Origin of the sequence: Streptomyces sp. GS7 (genome assembly GCF_009834125.1) — a bacterium.
In the GTDB taxonomy this organism is placed as follows: domain Bacteria; phylum Actinomycetota; class Actinomycetes; order Streptomycetales; family Streptomycetaceae; genus Streptomyces.
This window is the reverse complement of the sequence record NZ_CP047146.1, coordinates 7,640,170-7,656,462: the sequence shown is the minus strand read 5'-3', so window position 1 is coordinate 7,656,462 and position 16,293 is coordinate 7,640,170. Positions and strand designations below refer to the sequence as shown.

At 70.5% G+C, this 16,293-nt stretch carries 16 protein-coding genes; 8 read left to right on the top strand and 8 right to left on the bottom strand.

Annotated features, from left to right (window positions below):
- Nucleotides 1-164: 164 nt before the first annotated feature.
- The 4 genes from GR130_RS33200 (at nt 165) to GR130_RS33185 (ending at nt 4,907) form a co-directional block, all read left to right on the top strand.
- A complete protein-coding gene (locus tag GR130_RS33200; RefSeq protein WP_159508126.1) occupies nt 165-1,427 on the top strand; it encodes an extracellular solute-binding protein in 1,263 nt (420 codons plus the stop codon).
- A gap of 131 nt (nt 1,428-1,558) precedes the next feature.
- Entirely contained in the window at nt 1,559-2,530 is a 972-nt protein-coding gene (locus tag GR130_RS33195) for a carbohydrate ABC transporter permease (protein ID WP_159508125.1), read from the top strand.
- Complete coding sequence (locus GR130_RS33190) at nt 2,527-3,357, top strand: carbohydrate ABC transporter permease (RefSeq protein ID WP_159508124.1); 831 nt, start codon at nt 2,527-2,529, stop codon at nt 3,355-3,357. Before GR130_RS33195 ends, GR130_RS33190 begins: the two co-directional genes overlap by 4 nt.
- Before the next feature lie 2 nt (nt 3,358-3,359).
- Nucleotides 3,360-4,907 carry a glycoside hydrolase family 3 protein gene (locus GR130_RS33185; protein ID WP_159508123.1) on the top strand — a complete coding sequence of 516 codons (1,548 nt, stop codon included), beginning with the start codon at nt 3,360-3,362 and terminating at the stop codon, nt 4,905-4,907.
- A 266-nt stretch (nt 4,908-5,173) separates the two neighbouring features.
- Here the strand turns inward: GR130_RS33185 and nagB are convergent, their stop codons facing one another.
- Nucleotides 5,174-5,956: a glucosamine-6-phosphate deaminase gene (nagB, locus tag GR130_RS33180; protein ID WP_159508122.1), complete on the bottom strand. Its 783-nt coding sequence runs from the start codon at nt 5,954-5,956 to the stop codon at nt 5,174-5,176.
- Nucleotides 5,957-6,169: 213 nt separating this feature from the next.
- The gene (locus GR130_RS33175; protein ID WP_159508121.1) at nt 6,170-6,943 is read right to left on the bottom strand and encodes an SDR family oxidoreductase; all 774 of its coding nucleotides are present in this window, start codon (nt 6,941-6,943) and stop codon (nt 6,170-6,172) included.
- Between the two features lie 140 nt (nt 6,944-7,083).
- Between GR130_RS33175 and GR130_RS33170 the strand changes: the two genes are divergently transcribed.
- Nucleotides 7,084-7,779, top strand: coding sequence for a TetR/AcrR family transcriptional regulator (locus GR130_RS33170; RefSeq protein ID WP_159508120.1), 696 nt, complete (start codon nt 7,084-7,086; stop codon nt 7,777-7,779).
- Nucleotides 7,780-8,160: 381 nt separating this feature from the next.
- Entirely contained in the window at nt 8,161-9,633 is a 1,473-nt protein-coding gene (locus GR130_RS33165) for a sensor histidine kinase (protein ID WP_159510369.1), read from the top strand.
- Nucleotides 9,634-9,804: 171 nt separating this feature from the next.
- Here the strand turns inward: GR130_RS33165 and GR130_RS33160 are convergent, their stop codons facing one another.
- Together GR130_RS33160 and GR130_RS33155 are read right to left on the bottom strand one after the other, a co-directional pair.
- Nucleotides 9,805-10,062 carry a WhiB family transcriptional regulator gene (locus GR130_RS33160; RefSeq protein WP_003983230.1) on the bottom strand — a complete coding sequence of 86 codons (258 nt, stop codon included), beginning with the start codon at nt 10,060-10,062 and terminating at the stop codon, nt 9,805-9,807.
- Between the two features lie 320 nt (nt 10,063-10,382).
- Nucleotides 10,383-11,366, bottom strand: coding sequence for a diacylglycerol/lipid kinase family protein (locus tag GR130_RS33155; protein WP_159508119.1), 984 nt, complete (start codon nt 11,364-11,366; stop codon nt 10,383-10,385).
- 95 nt (nt 11,367-11,461) lie between these two features.
- Here GR130_RS33155 and GR130_RS33150 point away from each other — a divergent pair, with 95 nt between their 5' ends.
- A complete protein-coding gene (locus GR130_RS33150; RefSeq protein WP_159508118.1) occupies nt 11,462-11,917 on the top strand; it encodes a hypothetical protein in 456 nt (151 codons plus the stop codon).
- 125 nt (nt 11,918-12,042) lie between these two features.
- On the opposite strand, the gene GR130_RS33145 is transcribed toward GR130_RS33150, so the two are convergent.
- The 4 genes from GR130_RS33145 to GR130_RS33130 form a co-directional block, all read right to left on the bottom strand.
- Nucleotides 12,043-13,008 carry an RNA polymerase sigma factor SigF gene (locus tag GR130_RS33145; RefSeq protein WP_159510368.1) on the bottom strand — a complete coding sequence of 322 codons (966 nt, stop codon included), beginning with the start codon at nt 13,006-13,008 and terminating at the stop codon, nt 12,043-12,045.
- A 43-nt stretch (nt 13,009-13,051) separates the two neighbouring features.
- On the bottom strand, nt 13,052-13,465 hold the full coding sequence (locus GR130_RS33140) for an anti-sigma regulatory factor (RefSeq protein WP_043266046.1): 414 nt from the start codon (nt 13,463-13,465) through the stop codon (nt 13,052-13,054).
- 303 nt (nt 13,466-13,768) lie between these two features.
- The gene (locus GR130_RS33135; protein WP_159508117.1) at nt 13,769-14,257 is read right to left on the bottom strand and encodes a GNAT family N-acetyltransferase; all 489 of its coding nucleotides are present in this window, start codon (nt 14,255-14,257) and stop codon (nt 13,769-13,771) included.
- A 101-nt stretch (nt 14,258-14,358) separates the two neighbouring features.
- Nucleotides 14,359-14,619 carry a UBP-type zinc finger domain-containing protein gene (locus GR130_RS33130; RefSeq protein WP_159508116.1) on the bottom strand — a complete coding sequence of 87 codons (261 nt, stop codon included), beginning with the start codon at nt 14,617-14,619 and terminating at the stop codon, nt 14,359-14,361.
- Between the two features lie 63 nt (nt 14,620-14,682).
- Between GR130_RS33130 and GR130_RS33125 the strand changes: the two genes are divergently transcribed.
- A complete protein-coding gene (locus GR130_RS33125) occupies nt 14,683-16,281 on the top strand; it encodes a Na+/H+ antiporter (protein WP_159508115.1) in 1,599 nt (532 codons plus the stop codon).
- The last annotated feature ends 12 nt before the right edge of the window (nt 16,282-16,293 follow it).

Here is a 16,293-nt window from a genome sequence, read left to right as displayed (position 1 = left end):
GACGCGGCTGTTCCCGCGCGGCTCCCGGCCCGGCAGATGTCGGTCCGGTAACGGACCTGACAGCGACTCTTATACACCCTTGACACCCCAAAAGGTCTAGGCCAAGCTGCGGGCACTGGTCTAAACCATTAAAGACCACACCCGTCCTTGAGGGGGAGAACGCAATGAAGCGTGGACTCATAGCGGCGACGGCGGTCGCGGGAATGCTGATGAGCATCGCTGCCTGTGGGTCGAGCGGCGGCAACGGCGCGGACGGCTTCAAGGGCCGGAAGCTGACCGTTTGGGTGATGGACGGTTCCAATCCGGCGCAGTGGACCAAACAGGTCTCCGAGCAATTCGCGAAGAAGACCGGCGCCACCGTCGAATTCAAGGTCCAGCAGTGGAACGGCATTCAGCAGAAACTGAGCACTGCCCTTTCCGAGGACACCCCGCCGGACGTCGTGGAGATCGGCAACACCCAGACCGCCGCCTATGCCAAGGCCGGCGCACTGGCCGACCTCGGCGATCTGAAGAAGGAAATCGGCGCGGACTGGAGCGACGCCTTCAACAAGGCCGCGATGGTCGACGGGAAGCAGTACGCGCTGCCGTGGTACGCCGGCAACCGCGTGGTGATGTACAACAAGAAGATCTGGGCCCAGGCCGGGATCACGTCCCTGCCCACCACACGCGCCGAACTCTTCAAGGCGTTCGATGCCATCAGGAGCAAGACCGATGCCGAACCGCTCTATCTCCCGGGCCAGAACTGGTACTTCTTCGACGGCCTGACCATCGGCACCGGCGCCGACCTGGTGAAGCAGGCGGGCGGTAAATGGGTGTCCAACCTCGGTGACCCCAAGGTCGCCAAGGCCATGGACATCTACAAGCAGTACCAGGCGTTCAGTACCGCCCCGAAGAACAAGGACGAGGCCACTCCACAGCAGGCCGAGGTCTTCGCCAAGGGGAAGACCGGCGCCATCATCGCCATGGGATACGAGGCCGCCGAGGCCGTCAAGACCAACCCGAAGATCAAGGACGACATCGGGTTCTTCACCATCCCGGGGGAGACCGCCGCCAAGCCCGAGGGCGTTTTCCTGGGCGGTTCCAACTTCGCGGTCGCCGGAATGGGCAAGAACCAGGAACTCGCCAAGGAGTTCCTCAAGGTCGCACTTTCCAAGGACAACGACGCGCAGATGGTCAGGGAAGCCGGCTGGACGCCCAAGTCCCCGGCCCTGGCCGGCGCCGCCAAGGAGAACCCGGCCGCCGCGGCTGCCGCACCCGCCGCCGCGAAGTCCGGCGGAACCACCCCGCTGATCCCCCAGTGGGCCGCGGTCGAGAACGTGCCGAACCCGATCAAGGACTACATGACCGCCGTCCTCGGCGGCAAGGCCCCGGCGGACGCCGCCAAGGACATCGAGTCCGAGATCAACGCGCGGCTCGCCAAGCAGTAGCCGCCCACCGGCCGCGTACGGGCCGGACGGCCTTCCGGGCCCGCGCCCGTACGCACCGCCGCATCCACGGGACGACCGCCGCTTCCACGGGACGACCGCCGCATCCACGGCAACGAGGGGACCACACGCTCATGGCAGTGCAGCTCGACGGCGCGGCGGGCAGGACCGCGCCGCGGACCGGCAAGGAGGGCCCGCCGCCCGCGCGGCGCGGCCGGGCAGCCCGCGGCGCGCCGTACCTCCTGCTGCTCCCGGCCCTGCTGGCGACCGCGGTCTTCCTCGGCTGGCCGATGGTCCGCAACCTGGTGCTCTCCTTCCAGAACCTCAACATGAAGGAGCTGATCCAGCACCTCACCGACTGGCGCGGCATCGGCAACTACCAGGAAATCCTGGGCAGCTCGCAGTTCTGGCGGGTCACCCTGCGCACCGTCGTCTTCACCGGCGCCAACGTCGTACTGATCATGGTGTTCGGCACGCTGATCGGGCTGCTGCTCGCCCGGCTCGGCAAGAAGATGCGGCTGGTGCTGTCCGTCGCGCTGGTGCTGGCCTGGGCGATGCCGGTGATCGCCGCCACCACCGTCTTCCAGTGGCTCTTCGACTCCCGCTACGGCGTCGTCAACTGGGTCCTGAACAGGCTCGGTTGGCACTCCATGGCCGGCTACGACTGGGTCGGCACCCAGCTGTCAACCTTCTTCGTCATCACCGTCCTGATCGTCTGGCAGTCGCTGCCCTTCGTGGCCCTCAACCTCTACGCCGCCACCACGACCATCCCCAAGGAGCTCTACGAAGCGGCCCGGATGGACGGCGCCGGCACCTGGAAGGTCTTCACCTCCGTCACCTTCCCGTTCCTCAAGCCCTTCTTCCTCGCCACGACGTTCCTCGAAGTCATCTGGGTCTTCAAGGCGTTTCCGCAGATCTTCGCCATCAACCAGGGCGGCCCGAACCGGCTCACCGAGACGCTGCCGATCTACGCCTTCACCGAGGGCGTCGGCAACCTCCACTTCGGGATGGGCGCCGCGATCTCGCTGCTGACCATCGCCGTACTGCTGGTCGTGACCGCCTACTACCTGCGCCTGACGCTCAGGCAAGAGGAGGACGCGCTGTGAGGCGCTCGCTCGCCGGCCGGATCTGGCCCAACGCGACGGCGGTGGTCCTCGCGCTCGGCTTCGTCTTCCCCGTGTACTGGATGTTCAGCACGGCCTTCAAGCCGACCCAGGACATCATCAGCAAGGACCCCGTGTGGTTCCCGCTCCACGGCACCGTCGAGCACTTCGCGACCGCGGTGAACGCCCCGAACTTCTGGCGGCTGGCCGGAAATTCCGTCATCGTGACCGTGCTCGCCGTCGGGCTCTCGCTGCTGATCGCGCTCTGCGGCGCGTTCGCCATCGCACGGATGCGCTTCAAGGGCCGCAAGGGAATCCTGCTGACCTTCATGGTCGCCCAGATGGCACCCTGGGAGGTCATGGTGATCTCGATCTACCTGATCGTCCGGGACGCTGACCTGCTCAACAGCCTGCTGCCGCTCACCTTCTTCTACATGCTGATGGTGCTGCCCTTCACCCTCCTCACACTGCGCGGCTATGTCGCCGCGGTCCCCAAGGAGCTGGAGGAGTCCGCGATGGTCGACGGCTGCTCGCGCCGGCAGGCGTTCGTCAGGGTCGTCCTCCCGCTGCTGGCGCCCGGCCTGATGGCCACCTCCCTCTTCGGCTTCATCACCGCCTGGAACGAGTTCCCGCTCGTGCTCGTACTCAACAAGGAGCCCGGCGCCGGCACCCTGCCGCTGTGGCTCTCCCAGTTCCAGACCCAGTTCGGCAACGACTGGGGCGCCACCATGGCCGCCGCCACGCTCTTCGCCATCCCGATCCTGATCCTCTTCCTGATCCTGCAACGCAAGGCGGTCGGCGGTCTCACCTCCGGCGCAGTGAAGGGATAACCATGGCCACCGTCATCCGTTCCGCCGACACCCTCACCCGGGACGCCCTCGCCGTGCTCCAGCCCGGCTTCACCGGCACCACCGCCCCCGACTGGCTGCTGCGCCGCCTCGACGAGGGCCTGGTGTCCGTCGGCCTCTTCGGACGCAATGTGCACAGCCCCGAGCAACTCGCCGCCCTCACCGGCCAGTTGCGGGGCATCCGCGAGGACCTGCTGGTCGCCGTCGACGAGGAGGGCGGCGACGTCACCCGCCTCGAAGTGCGCGGCGGCTCCTCCTTCCCCGGCAACCTCGCGCTCGGCGCCGTCGACGACACCGCGCTGACCCGCGACGTCGCCCGCGAACTCGGCCGCCGGCTGGCCGACTGCGGCATCAACCTCAACTGGGCCCCCTCCGCCGACGTCAACTCCAACCCCGCCAACCCCGTCATCGGCGTCCGCTCCTTCGGCGCCGACCCGCTGCGCGTCGCCCGGCACACCGCCGCCTACGTCGAGGGCCTGCAGTCCGCCGGCGTCGCCGCCTGCACCAAGCACTTCCCCGGCCACGGCGACACCGCCGTCGACTCGCACCACGACCTGCCGCGCATCACCGCCGACCTGGCCACCCTTCAGGAGCGCGAACTGGTGCCGTTCCGCGCCGCGATCGCCGCCGGCACCCGGGCCGTGATGAGCGCGCACATCCTGCTGCCCGCCCTGGACGCCGAGCACCCGGCCACGCTCAGCCCGGCCGCCCTGCACGGCCTGCTGCGCGCCCCCGCCACCGACGGCGGCCTCGGCTTCGACGGCCTGATCGTCACCGACGGCATGGAGATGCGCGCCATCTCCGCCATCTACGGCATCGAACGCGGCAGCGTCCTGGCCGTCGCGGCCGGCGCCGACGCGATCTGCGTGGGCGGCGGACTGGCCGACGAGGACACCGTGCTGCGGCTGCGCGACGCCCTCGTACGGGCGGTGCGCGACGGCGAACTGCCGGAGGAGCGGCTCGCCGACGCCGCGGCACGGGTGCGCGCCCTGGCGCGCTGGACCCGGAGTGCGGGCGCGGGGGAGGGTGCCGCGCCCGCACCCGGCATCGGCCTCACCGCGGCCCGCCGTGCCTTGCGCCTGACATCCGTCACCCCCTTTGAACCCCTGACCGCCCCGGCCTATGTCGCGGCGTTCACCCCCCTCGCCAACATCGCGGTCGGTGACGACACCCCCTGGGGCGTCGCCGCCGAACTGTCCCGGCTCCTCCCCGGCACCCGGACCGCCACCTACACCGCGCACGACGCCGCCCGGACCGGCCCCGCCGACCTCGTCGAGGCCCTGCTCACCGACGCCGCCGGCCGCCCCGTCGTGGCCGTGGTCCGCGACGTCCACCGCCACCCCTGGATGGCCGACGCCCTGCACACCCTGCTGACCGCCCGCCCCCGCACCGCGGTCATCGAGATGGGCGTCCCCCAGTCCCCGCCTCGGGGCACCCCCCACATCGCCACATACGGCGCCGCCCGGGTCTGCGGCCAGGCAGCGGCCGAGGCCCTGACGTCCGCGAGCCCGCACCCGACGGCGCGGGGCTGAGACGGGCGCCCGACCGCGCCCCGCCCAACCCGACCGGTGATCCGGCCAAGAGGCCGACGCGCCGGCCGACGCATCGGGAGGCGTGGCCGGTGTGATCGGTGAGCGGGCGGGCCGGACGCGGTCGGCCGCCCCCGCCGCGTCCGGCCCGGGACCGCTACGGCATCGCCGGCCATGACCTCCGGCGCACCCCCGCCAGGACCCCGTCCTTCCGTCCCCCAGCCGGTACAGCGGCTTTCCGCCCCGGCCGGTACGGTCGCCCTACAGCCTTACAGGCCCTGCCACTTCGGCTTGGCCGCGTACGTCGCGCGGAAGTACTCGCCGAGCTTCAGCTTGGACGCCGCCGCCTCGTCGACGACCACCGTCGCATGCCGGTGGAGCTGGAGCGCCGAGGCGGGGACCAATGCGGCCACCGGGCCCTCGACGCACTGGGCGATGGCGTCCGCCTTGCCCTCGCCCGTGGCGAGCAGCACCAGATGGCGGGCCTCCAGGATGGTGCCGATGCCCTGGGTGATGACGTGGTGCGGCACCTCGTCGAGGCTGTCGAAGAAGCGGGCGTTGTCTTCCCGGGTCTGCTGGGTCAGGGTCTTGATGCGGGTACGCGAAGCGAGCGACGAACACGGCTCGTTGAAGCCGATGTGCCCGTCGGTGCCGATGCCGAGCAGCTGGAGGTCCACGCCGCCGGCCTCGCTCAGGGCCCTGTCGTACGCGTCGCACGCGCCCTGGACGTCCTCGGCCGTGCCGTCGGGGCCCATGAACGCGGTCCCGTCGAGCCCGAGCGGCTCCACCACCTCGCGCAGCACCACCGAACGGTACGACTCCGGATGCCCGGCCGGCAGGCCCACATACTCGTCGAGCTGGCAGATCCGCGTCCGCGAGGCGTCCACCTCGCCGGCTCGGACCTTCGCGGCCAGCGCCTCGTAGATGGGCAACGGGGTCGAGCCGGTGGCCACGCCGAGCAGTGCGTCGGGCTTGCGGCGCATCAGGGTGGCGATGGCCTCCGCGATGAGCTCGCCGCCTGCCGCGGCGTTCGGCACGATGACAACTTCCACGCTTGGCCTGCCGTTCTGAAGAGTGGTCTCATGTGGTATAGACCAATCTAGCAGAGGCGGGCACGCCTGACCCGTCGGCGCGGCTGAACGCATCGGCACGAATGGCTGTCGCCTTCCCGTCGTCCCGGTGGCCTCTCCACTGCCCCGCGGCCGCCCGGGCGTCGGCCCGTCAGCCGCTCGGCGTCAGCCCCTCCTTTCCCCGGGTGTCACCCCTTACAGCAGCGCGCCGCCCGTGGCGTCGATCCACTGGCCCGTCACCCACCGGCTGTCGTTCGAGGCCAGGAAGGCCACGATGTCGCCGATGTCGGTGGCGTCCGCGACCCGGCCCAGCGGGGATATCGCCCCGGTCGCCGCGCGCGCCGCCTCGCTCCCCTCGCCGCGCAGCCAGGCGGCGTTCATATCCGTGTCGGTCGCCCCGGGGGCCACGGCGTTGACCGTGATCCCGCGCGGGCCGAGGTCCTTGGCCAGGGTCCGGGTGAAGACATCGAGCGCCCCCTTGGTCATCGCGTAGGCGATCAGCTCCGGCTTGGCCGCGCCGTGCGTCAGCCCCGTCGAGGTGTTGATGATCCGTCCGCCGTCCCGCAGCCTGCTCAGCCCCGACTGCGTGACGAAGAACGGCGCCTTGGTGTTGACGGCGAAGAGTCGGTCGTAGTCCTCCTCCGTCACCGTGGCGATCTTCTTGAGCGTCCCGTCCACCGCCTTGTTGATCCCGGCATTGTTGACCAGGATGTCCAGTCCGTCGGCCTGTGCGTCGAACGCGGCCCACAGTGCCTCGGCATCGCCGGGCACCCCCAACTCGGCGCGGACCGTGAACGCCTGGCCGCCCGCCGCCTCGATCGCCGCGACCGCCTCCTTGGCCGCCGCCTCGTCGCGGCCGTAATGCACGCCGACCCGTGCGCCGTCCTTCCCCAGCCGCTCCGAGATCGCCCGGCCGATCCCCCTGCCGCCGCCCGTCACCAGTGCCGTCTTGCCGTCGAGCGCGCCCATGGCGGTGTCCCTCCCCTTCGTTCGCGCGTCCGCGGGCTGATCCCCGTGTACGCCGGATCGCGTCGTGAACGCTTTCTGTAGCGCTCGCTATAGAAAAACCGTAGCACCATTTCCGTACCGCCCGCTATAAAATTCACTCCATGGTGGCCAAGGAGACGAAGCAGCGCGGCCGGCCCCGGGCCTTCGACCGGGAGACGGCGCTGGAGCAGGCGATGCGGTCCTTCTGGGAGTGCGGCTACGAGGCCACCTCGATCTCCGACCTCACCCGCGTGATGGGCATCAGCGCCCCCAGCCTCTACGCCGCCTTCGGCGACAAGCGGGCGCTGTTCGACGAGGCGGTGGCCGAGTACGGGCGGCTGTACGGCGGCTTCATCTCCCGCGCGATCGCCGAGGAGCCGACCGCCCGCCGCGGTATCGAGCGGGCGCTGCGCGAGGCAGCGGTCGAGTACACCGTGCCGGGCCGCCCCCGGGGCTGCCTGGTGATCAGCGCCGCGCTGAACACCACCCCCGCCTCCGCCGAAGTCGCCGCGTCCCTGCGGGAGATGCGGCAGAGCAATGTCCGGGAGATGGAGCGCGTGATCCGGGCGGACATCGCGGCCGGCGAGCTTCCGGCCGGTACGGACGCACGCGGCCTGGCGGAGTATGTGGGCGTCGTCGTCGCCGGTATGTCGCAGTCCGCCCGCGACGGTTCCGACCGTACGACCCTGGAGGCGGTCGCCGAGCTGGCGATGCGCGCCCTGCCGCGGCGGCCTTCACAGGGGGCATCCGGTGGGGGAGGGCGGAGGAGAGCGGCGGGCGGCAGAGGGCAAGGCCCCGGGCAGGGACCGAGAGAGTGACCGACTGCCGGACCCCGTCCGATCGGCCCCGAAAACACCCGCGGGCCGCGGCGCCGGGACAGGACCCTCAACCTGTCCGGCACCGCAGCCCGGAGCTGACATCGGCCGGCCCCGTACTAGCGGGCGGGTGGTGCCCCGTGTGCGGTAGGGGCACGGTCCCGTCCCGGGACCGGTCGATCAGAGGCCGTGGCGCAGTCAGGGCAGAGAGCGCTGCGGGCCTCGATCCGCTCTCCTGTGCGGGGAGAACGGAAGTTCATGGGCCTGGGGTTTCCCCCAGGCGTGTTGCGCCTCACATTGTGGACTAGACCATTCTTCCCTGTCCACGGTCGTGCACGCACTACAGATACACCGTACGCCGGTAGGCTCCAAGACGTGCCCTCCATGAACGATCTCGTACGCCAGCACACCGCTCTGAGCGACTCCGACCTTGAGTGGCTGCATCTGCTGGTCTCGGAGTGGCAGCTGCTCTCCGACCTGTCCTTCGCCGACCTCGTCCTGTGGGTCCCCACCCTCGACGGTACCCGTTACGTCTCCGTCGCCCAGATGCGGCCGAACACCGGCCCCACCTCCTATCAGGACGACATGGTCGGCCACCTGGTCCCCCGGGGCCGCCGCCCGATGCTGGACTCCGCCCTGGACGAGGGCCGCATCGTGCGTGAGGGCGACCCGGAGTGGCGCGAGGAGGTGCCGGTCCGCGTCGAGTCCATCCCGGTCCGCCGCGAGGGCCGGGTGCTCGGGGTGATCGCCCGGAACACCAACCTGCTGACCGTACGGACCCCCAGCCGGCTGGAGCTCACCTACCTCCAGAGCGCGTCCGACCTCGCCCAGATGATCGCCGCCGGAACGTTTCCCTTCCCCGGCCAGCAGGTCGACATGGACGCCTCGCCGCGCGCCGGCGACGGGCTGATCCGGCTCGACGCCGACGGTGTGGTCCAGTACGCCAGCCCCAACGCGCTCTCCGCCTACCACCGGCTCGGCCTCGCCGCCGACCTGGTGGGCCACCATCTCGGCCAGGCCACCGCCGAACTGGCGCCGGCCCGCGGCCCGGTGGACGAGGCCCTGGTCAAGCTGGCCAGCGGCTGGGCCCCGCGGGAATTCGAGGTCGAGGGCAACGACGGCGTGATCCAGTTGCGTGCCATTCCCCTCAAGCCCAAGGGCACCCATATCGGGTCGCTGGTGCTGCTGCGCGATGTGACCGAACTGAGACGCCGTGAGCGGGAACTGATCACCAAGGACGCCACCATCCGGGAAATCCACCACCGGGTGAAGAACAATCTCCAGACCGTTGCCGCACTGCTGCGGCTGCAGTCCCGCCGGATGGATTCCGAACAGGGCCGGGAGGCTCTCAACGAGGCGGTGCGCAGGGTCGGTTCGATCGCGATCGTGCACGAGACGCTGTCCCAGAACCTCGATGAGCGGGTCGAATTCGACGAGATCGCCGACCGGGTGCTGGCCATGGTCGCGGAGATCGCGCCGGGCAAGGTGACCACCCGCCGCACCGGGCGCTTCGGCATCCTGGACGCCGAGGTGGCCACGCCGCTGTCGATGGTGCTGACGGAGGTGCTGCAGAACGCCCTGGAGCACGCCTTCGACCAGCTGGAACACGGCACCGTCGAGGTCGGTGCGGTCCGCGGCGGCAGCCGCACGGAGCCCCGGCTGCTGGTCACCGTCCAGGACAACGGCCGCGGTCTGCCGGAGGGTTTCGATCCGCATCGCGCCGGAAACCTGGGGCTGCAGATCGTACGGACCCTGGTGGAGGGCGAGTTGGGCGGCACGTTCGACATGGTGCGCGGGCCCGAGGGGGGCACCCAGGTCATTCTCGACGTCCCGGTGCGGCCCGAGAAGCAGCACTGAGCAGCGGCGCAGGGGAGTACGGAGGAGCGCGGAGCCCCAAAACAGCGGCAAGCCCCGGACCGATCGGTCCGGGGCTCAAAGCTGTTGCGATGCGATAACGACCGGGTTTCAGCTCCGGGCAGGCATCGAAGGTACTGCGCGCTGCGGCTCGGGGGCCACGGGGCGGCTGGCTCAGGCGCTGGCGTTGCGCGCCCGGTTGCGAGCTGCACGGCGCTTCATCGCGCGGCGCTCGTCCTCGCTCAGACCACCCCAGACGCCGGAGTCCTGGCCGGACTCAAGCGCCCACTGCAGGCACTGCTCCATGACGGGGCAGCGGCGGCAGACGGCCTTGGCTTCCTCGATCTGCAGCAGCGCAGGACCGGTGTTGCCGATGGGGAAGAAGAGCTCGGGGTCTTCTTCGCGGCAAACGGCGCGGTGACGCCAGTCCATGGCTGCTCCATCTCCTCGTGTGACGGGATCGTTGCTTGTGAATGTGAACGCTTTCACGAATCCCTCCACAAGGGAAGGGCCGAAAGCCAGTCAAGAACTGGTGCGGTCCTGTGGAATGAGGAGGAGGATTCGGGCTCTCAAGGGGGCCGGTAAAGCGGCCGTCCCGATCGCCATGAAGAGACTCGCAAACCTCGGCGACGGATACAACCCCTTCCGGAAACTTTTTTTTGATTCCTTGGTGTCGCCTAGCTCACAGCCGTCATTCCAGGGGGTGGAAGCCAGCCTAAACGTTCGAGTGAAAGGACTTTAGGCCCTACTGCTCACACAATCACACGCAGTGCACGGCGAACGCCTGTGAACGTCACACTCGTACGCAGTCCGAGGTGGTCACCATCCATCTGGAACGGCAGCGGAACCTGCGAATGCAAGGTGAAGTCCGTGAGGTCGTGGAGTGAGAGGACGTGCTTGCCCTGGGGGCCGCGATCCGGTGTGGAGGTGAGGAGTTGGGAACCGTAGCGGGTCACCGCGGGCACCGAGAACTTGTCCAGCGCGAAGAGGTCCAGGGCGGTGTCGAAGGACGCGTCGGGGGACGGGTAGATGGGGCGGTTGCCCAGATATGACCAGGGAGCGGTGTTGCAGATTATGGACATCGCGAGGTTCTCGACGATCTCCGTGCTGCCCGGCTCCTCGCCCGGTCGTTCGAGCGTGATGGTGCCCCGGCGGCGGTTGGCCTCGCCGAGGAACTGCCGTACGACCTGTCGCACGTAGAGGGAGTGGGTCGACCGCTTGCCGCGCTCTCGCTGCTGTTCGACCCGGCCGACGACGCCGGCGTCGAAGCCGAAGCCCGCGCAGAAGGTGAACCAGCGGGCCGGCACTCCCTCGTCCACGCTGCCCGGAGTGCCCTCGGCCAGTCCCAGGCCCACCGTGCGCTCGCTGCGGTCGCGCAGCGCGTCCAGCAGGGCGCCGGTCGCCTCCACGACGTCGTTGGGCAGCCCGAGGGCGCGCGCGAAGACGTTGGTGGAGCCGCCGGGGACCACGGCCAGCCGCGGGTGCGAGTCCGGGTCGGGGCCGGTCGTGAGCAGGCCGTTGACGACTTCGTTGACCGTGCCGTCGCCGCCGAGCGCCACCACCAGCTCGGTCTCCCCGCCCTCGGCGGCCTCCCGGGCCAGGTCGCGGGCGTGGCCGCGGTACCGCGTCTCGGCGACCTCCAGCTTGAGGTCACTGGCCAGTGCGTGGGTGAGTACCTCACGGGTACGGGCGCTCGTGGTGGTTGCTGCGGGATTGACCACGAGAAGTGCGCGCATATGGAGCAGCGTACCTACCTGCCGGTACCGGTCTCACGCCTGTCCGGGGTACGGGCGGGCCGGGCCGCACGCCGGGCCGGCGCTACCCTGCTGGGGTGACCAGTCAGCAGAAACAGTCCGCGAAGCGCGCCGCCGGAGCCCCCGCCGTACCGGAGCCTGCCGGTCCGCGGCCTGCCCGGCTCGGGGCCGCCGCGGCGCTCACCGCCGTCGAGGGGCTGGCCTTGGCCGTCCTCGGCGCGTACATGCTGATCAACGGGCTGGTCGGGGCGCCGGACAGCCCGCAGCAGGCGGAGATGGGCGGGCTGACCATCCTGGCGCTGGCGGTGCTGCCGCTGGTCGCCGCGCGGGGGCTGTGGCTGCGCCGCCGCTGGAGCCGGGGGCCCTCGCTGATCACCCAGATCGTGGCGCTGCCGGTGGCCTGGACGCTGGTCAAGGGCGGTGGCGCACTGATCGCCGCCGGGGCCGGGCTGGCCGTGGCGGCGCTGGTCGTGCTCGTCCTGCTGGTCAACCCGACCGCGACCGAGGCGCTGGGCATCGGCCCGCGGGAGTAGCGGGACCAGGGTCTGTCGCTGGGCCAGGGTCGGACAGGCCCTGGGTGCGAGACGCGGAGCACGGCGCGGCGGCGGGGCCTTAAGGGGCTCCGCCGCCGCGCCGTTCGGTGCCGGCTGCTCCTCGGCTACTCCTCGACCAGGAGCTTGTCGCGCAGCTGGGCCAGGGTGCGGGCCAGGAGGCGCGAGACGTGCATCTGGGAGATGCCGACCTCCTGGGCGATCTGCGACTGGGTCATGTTGCCGAAGAACCGCAGCAGCAGGATCTTCTTCTCGCGCGGCGGGAGATCCTCCAGCAGCGGCTTGAGGGACTCGCGGTACTCCACGCCCTCCAGCGCCTCGTCCTCCGCGCCGAGGGTGTCCGCGACGGCGGGGGACTCGTCGTCCGTGTCCGGGACGTCCAGCGACAGCGTGCTGTACGCGTTGGCCGACTCCAGCCCCTCCAGGACCTCCTCCTCGGAGATCCCCAGGTGCTCGGCCAGCTCATGGACCGTGGGCGCCCGGCCGTGCCGCTGGGAGAGCTCCGCGGTGGCGGTGGTCAGCGACAGCCGCAGCTCCTGGAGGCGACGCGGGACGCGGACCGCCCAGCCCTTGTCACGGAAGTGCCGCTTGATCTCCCCGACGACCGTGGGCGTGGCATACGTGGAGAACTCCACGCCGCGCTCCGGGTCGAAGCGGTCCACCGACTTGATCAGGCCGATGGTGGCGACCTGGGTCAGATCGTCGAGCGGCTCGCCGCGGTTGCGGAACCGCCGGGCCAGGTGCTCGACGAGCGGCAGATGCATCCGTACGAGGGTGTTGCGCAGCTCGGCGCGCTCCGGGGAGCCCTCGGGGAGCTTGCGCAGCTCGTAGAACATCGCCCTGGCGCCGCTGCGCTCGTGACCGTCCTGCGGCTCCGGGGAATGCTGATCCTGGGGCTTGTCGTCGGGGCCCGGCGGCCCGTGCCGATCCGCCTGCCGACCCTGCTGCTCGCTCTGGTCCATGTGGTCCGCCCGCTCTGCCTGCTCCGCCGCGTCCAACCGGCCGCCGTGGTCGTCCGCTCCCACCGGGTGCGGCCGGGCATGCTGCCCGGGGATGGTCGCGCCCGCCGCCATCCTCGCGCCGCGTTCGAGATCTTTCACGGGGCCCCCTGTTCGGTCATGACGGTCCGGGACCGGCGCCGCGCTCCTTGTACAGACTGATGGTGACCGTTCGGTCCTCGGCGACGGTGGAGTCGACCTTGCCGGCCAGCGCGGAGAGCACCGTCCAGGCGAAGGTGTCGCGCTCGGGAGCGCGGCCGTCCGTCGTCGGGGCCGACACCGTCACCTGGAGTGCGTCGTCGATGAGACGGAAGACGCAGCTCAGCACACTGCCGGGGACGGCCTGTTGCAGCAGGATCGCGCAGGCTTCGTCGACCGCGATGCGCAGATCCTCGATCTCGTCGAGGGTGAAGTCCAAGCGGGCTGCGAGTCCGGCCGTGGCCGTACGCAGCACTGACAGGTAGGCACCCGCAGCGGGCAGACGGACTTCCACGAAGTCCACAGTCCCGGGCTCGCCTGCGATCTGGGACACCCTCACCTCCAAGGTGGCACAAGCTGGTTGAGCTGGAATGCGTGATGAATGCTCTTGGTGTTCGCGTTCTTCGGGGGTGTCCGTGCCGGGCAGCCCTCCCGTCGGGTGAAAGGAGAACGATCCGGCGCGGCACATGGTTCGGCTGTGACGCTATCGCGATCCGCGGGCCGGTGTCGCCCGGAAGGAGCAGGGCAGCCATCCGGACGGAGACGGCCCGGGCTCGCCCGGCGTCGCGTCTGTCACTGAGTGTAAAACCTCGGGCACGGACAGTGGTAGGGGTCGAAGCTGTCAAATCGCAGCCGATTACGCTCCGTTGACCTCTGCCGTGCCGGCCAGGTCGTGCAGCTCCTCTCCAGTGAGCCGGAAGACGGTCCATTCGTCCATGGGTCGGGCGCCGATGGATCGGTAAAAACCGATGGACGGTTCGTTCCAATCGAGGACTGACCACTCGAAACGCTCGTATCCGCGGTCCGTGCAGATCTTCGCGAGGGCCGCCAGCAGGGCCTTGCCGTGACCGCCGCCGCGCGCCCCGGGGCGCACGTACAGGTCCTCCAGATAGATACCGTGCGTGCCCGTCCACGTCGAGAAGTTCCGGAACCACAGAGCGAAGCCCACGGGGACGCCGTCGGCCTCGGCCAGCAGCGCGAAGACGGCCGGCTGGGGGCCGAACAGGGCATCCCCGAGCTGCGTTTCGGTGGCCCGGGCGGCCTCCGGGACGCGTTCGTAGGCGGCCAGTTCGCCGATCATGGCCAGGATGACCGGTATGTCCTCGGGGGTCGCTTCGCGGATCATGCGGCAAGGCTAGGGCCTGTCCGGTGGGTCGGCGTCGGACAGAACCTGACGGGCGCCGGGCAGCGGTGTGCGGCTCACGGGGGTGCCGGCAGGCCGGGGCCTCACACCAGGGTCTGGTCCGCGAAGCACCAGCGCCACGAGTCGCCCGGCTCGAACGACCGCATCACCGGGTGGCCGGTCTCCTCGTAGTGCGCGGTCGCGTGCCGGTACGGCGAGGAGTCGCAGCAGCCGACGTGGCCGCAGACCAGGCAGAGCCGCAGCTGGACGGGATGGCTCCCGGCGGCCAGGCACTCCAGGCAGGTGTCGCTCAGCGGTGCCGGTTCGGCGCGCGGGAGGTCGGGAACATGCGTGCACTCGCTCATGATGGCCAGGTTAGATCGCCGGGAGGACCGACGGAGGATACCGGGACGGGACGGGACGGGCCGATGGACGTGATGCCGCTGCTGTTGCTGGTCGCGGGGAGCGCGGGGGTCGCCGGGCTGGCGCGGCGCACGCCGGTGCCGGCGCCGCTGCTGCTGGTGGCCGCGGGGCTCGGCGCCGCGTACATCCCGGGGATCCCGGACTACACCCTCGACCCGCACGTCGTGCTGCCGCTGCTGCTGCCCCCGCTGCTGCACACCGCCGCGCTCGACAGCTCCTATCTGGACCTGCGGGCCAACCTGCGGCCGGTGGCGCTGCTGTCGTTCGGCTATGTGCTGTTCGCGACGCTGGCCGTCGGCTACGTGGCCTACCTGGTCATCCCGGATCTTCCGCTGACCGCCGCGCTCGTCCTGGGCGCCGTCGTCGCGCCGCCGGACGCCGTCGCGGCCACCGCGATCGCCCGCAGACTGCGGCTGCCGCACCGGATCACGACGATCCTCCAGGGCGAATCGCTGGTCAACGACGCTACCGCGATCACCGCGTACAAGGTGGCGCTGGCCGCCGCGCTGGGGGCCGGCGCCACCTGGGGCGACGGCATCAGGCAGTTCGCGGTCGCCTCCCTGGGCGGCATCGGCATCGGTGTCGTCCTGATGGTGCCGCTGCACTGGCTGCGCTGCCGGCTGCGGGAGTCGGCCCTCCTGGAGAACACCCTCTCGCTGCTCATCCCGTTCACCGCCTACGCGGCCGCCGAGCAGGTCGGGGCCTCCGGGGTGCTCGCCGTCGTCGTGGTCGGCCTCTACCTGGGGCACCGCTCCTGGCAGGTCGACTTCGAGACCCGGCTCCAGGAGGGCGCCGTCTGGAAGATGGTCTCCTTCGTGCTGGAGTCCGCGGTCTTCGCGCTGATCGGGCTCCAGCTGCCGGTCGTGCTGCGCGGGCTGGGAGAGTTCAGTACGGCACAGGCCCTCGGGTACGCGGCCGTACTCTTCGCCGTGGTGGTGCTGGCGCGCTTCGTGTGGGTGTTCCCCGCGACGTATCTGCCGCGCCTCCTGTCGGCCCGGATCCGCGCCCGGGAGCCGGACACGACCTGGACCGCGCCGGTCATCGTGGGCTGGGCCGGGATGCGCGGGGTGGTCTCGCTGGCCATCGCCTTCTCCATCCCGGTGGTGCACGGGGGCGGTCCCTTCCCCTCCCGCAACCTCGTCCTCTTCCTGACCTTCACCACGGTCATCGGCACCCTGGTCATCCAGGGGCTGACGCTGCCCCCGCTGATCCGCGCCCTGAAGCTGCCCGGCCGGGACGCGCAGGCCGAGACGCTCGCCGAGGCGCAGGCGCAGAGCGAGGCGTCGCGGGCCGCCGAGGCCCGGCTGGACGAACTCCTCCAGGACGAGCGCAACGCGCTTCCCGGGCCCCTCTCCGACCGGCTGCGCACGGTCATGGAGCGCCGCCGCGACTCCGTGTGGGAGCGGCTGGGCACGGTGAACGCGGTGACCGGTGAGTCGGCCGACGAGACCTACCGGCGGCTGGCGCGGGAGATGATCGACGTCGAGCGGCGGGTGTTCGTCGAACTGCGCGACGCCCGGCGGATCGACGACGAGATGATGCGGACGCTGCTGCGGCGGCTGGACCTGGAAGAGGCGGCGGCCTACCGGGAGTCGGCGACCTGACGGGCGGGCGGG

Bases quoted from the DNA above. Each gene is read 5' to 3' on its own strand.
- GR130_RS33130 (WP_159508116.1), bottom strand. From the start codon at position 14,619: ATGAGCGAGTGCACGCATGTTCCCGACCTCCCGCGCGCCGAACCGGCA.
- GR130_RS33155 (WP_159508119.1), bottom strand. From the start codon at position 11,366: ATGCGCGCACTTCTCGTGGTCAATCCCGCAGCAACCACCACGAGCGCC.
- GR130_RS33195 (WP_159508125.1), top strand. From the start codon at position 1,559: ATGGCAGTGCAGCTCGACGGCGCGGCGGGCAGGACCGCGCCGCGGACC.
- GR130_RS33125 (WP_159508115.1), top strand. From the start codon at position 14,683: ATGGACGTGATGCCGCTGCTGTTGCTGGTCGCGGGGAGCGCGGGGGTC.
- GR130_RS33200 (WP_159508126.1), top strand. From the start codon at position 165: ATGAAGCGTGGACTCATAGCGGCGACGGCGGTCGCGGGAATGCTGATG.
- GR130_RS33185 (WP_159508123.1), top strand. From the start codon at position 3,360: ATGGCCACCGTCATCCGTTCCGCCGACACCCTCACCCGGGACGCCCTC.
- GR130_RS33145 (WP_159510368.1), bottom strand. From the start codon at position 13,008: ATGGCGGCGGGCGCGACCATCCCCGGGCAGCATGCCCGGCCGCACCCG.
- GR130_RS33160 (WP_003983230.1), bottom strand. From the start codon at position 10,062: ATGGACTGGCGTCACCGCGCCGTTTGCCGCGAAGAAGACCCCGAGCTC.
- GR130_RS33170 (WP_159508120.1), top strand. From the start codon at position 7,084: ATGGTGGCCAAGGAGACGAAGCAGCGCGGCCGGCCCCGGGCCTTCGAC.
- GR130_RS33135 (WP_159508117.1), bottom strand. From the start codon at position 14,257: ATGATCCGCGAAGCGACCCCCGAGGACATACCGGTCATCCTGGCCATG.
- GR130_RS33175 (WP_159508121.1), bottom strand. From the start codon at position 6,943: ATGGGCGCGCTCGACGGCAAGACGGCACTGGTGACGGGCGGCGGCAGG.
- GR130_RS33165 (WP_159510369.1), top strand. From the start codon at position 8,161: ATGAACGATCTCGTACGCCAGCACACCGCTCTGAGCGACTCCGACCTT.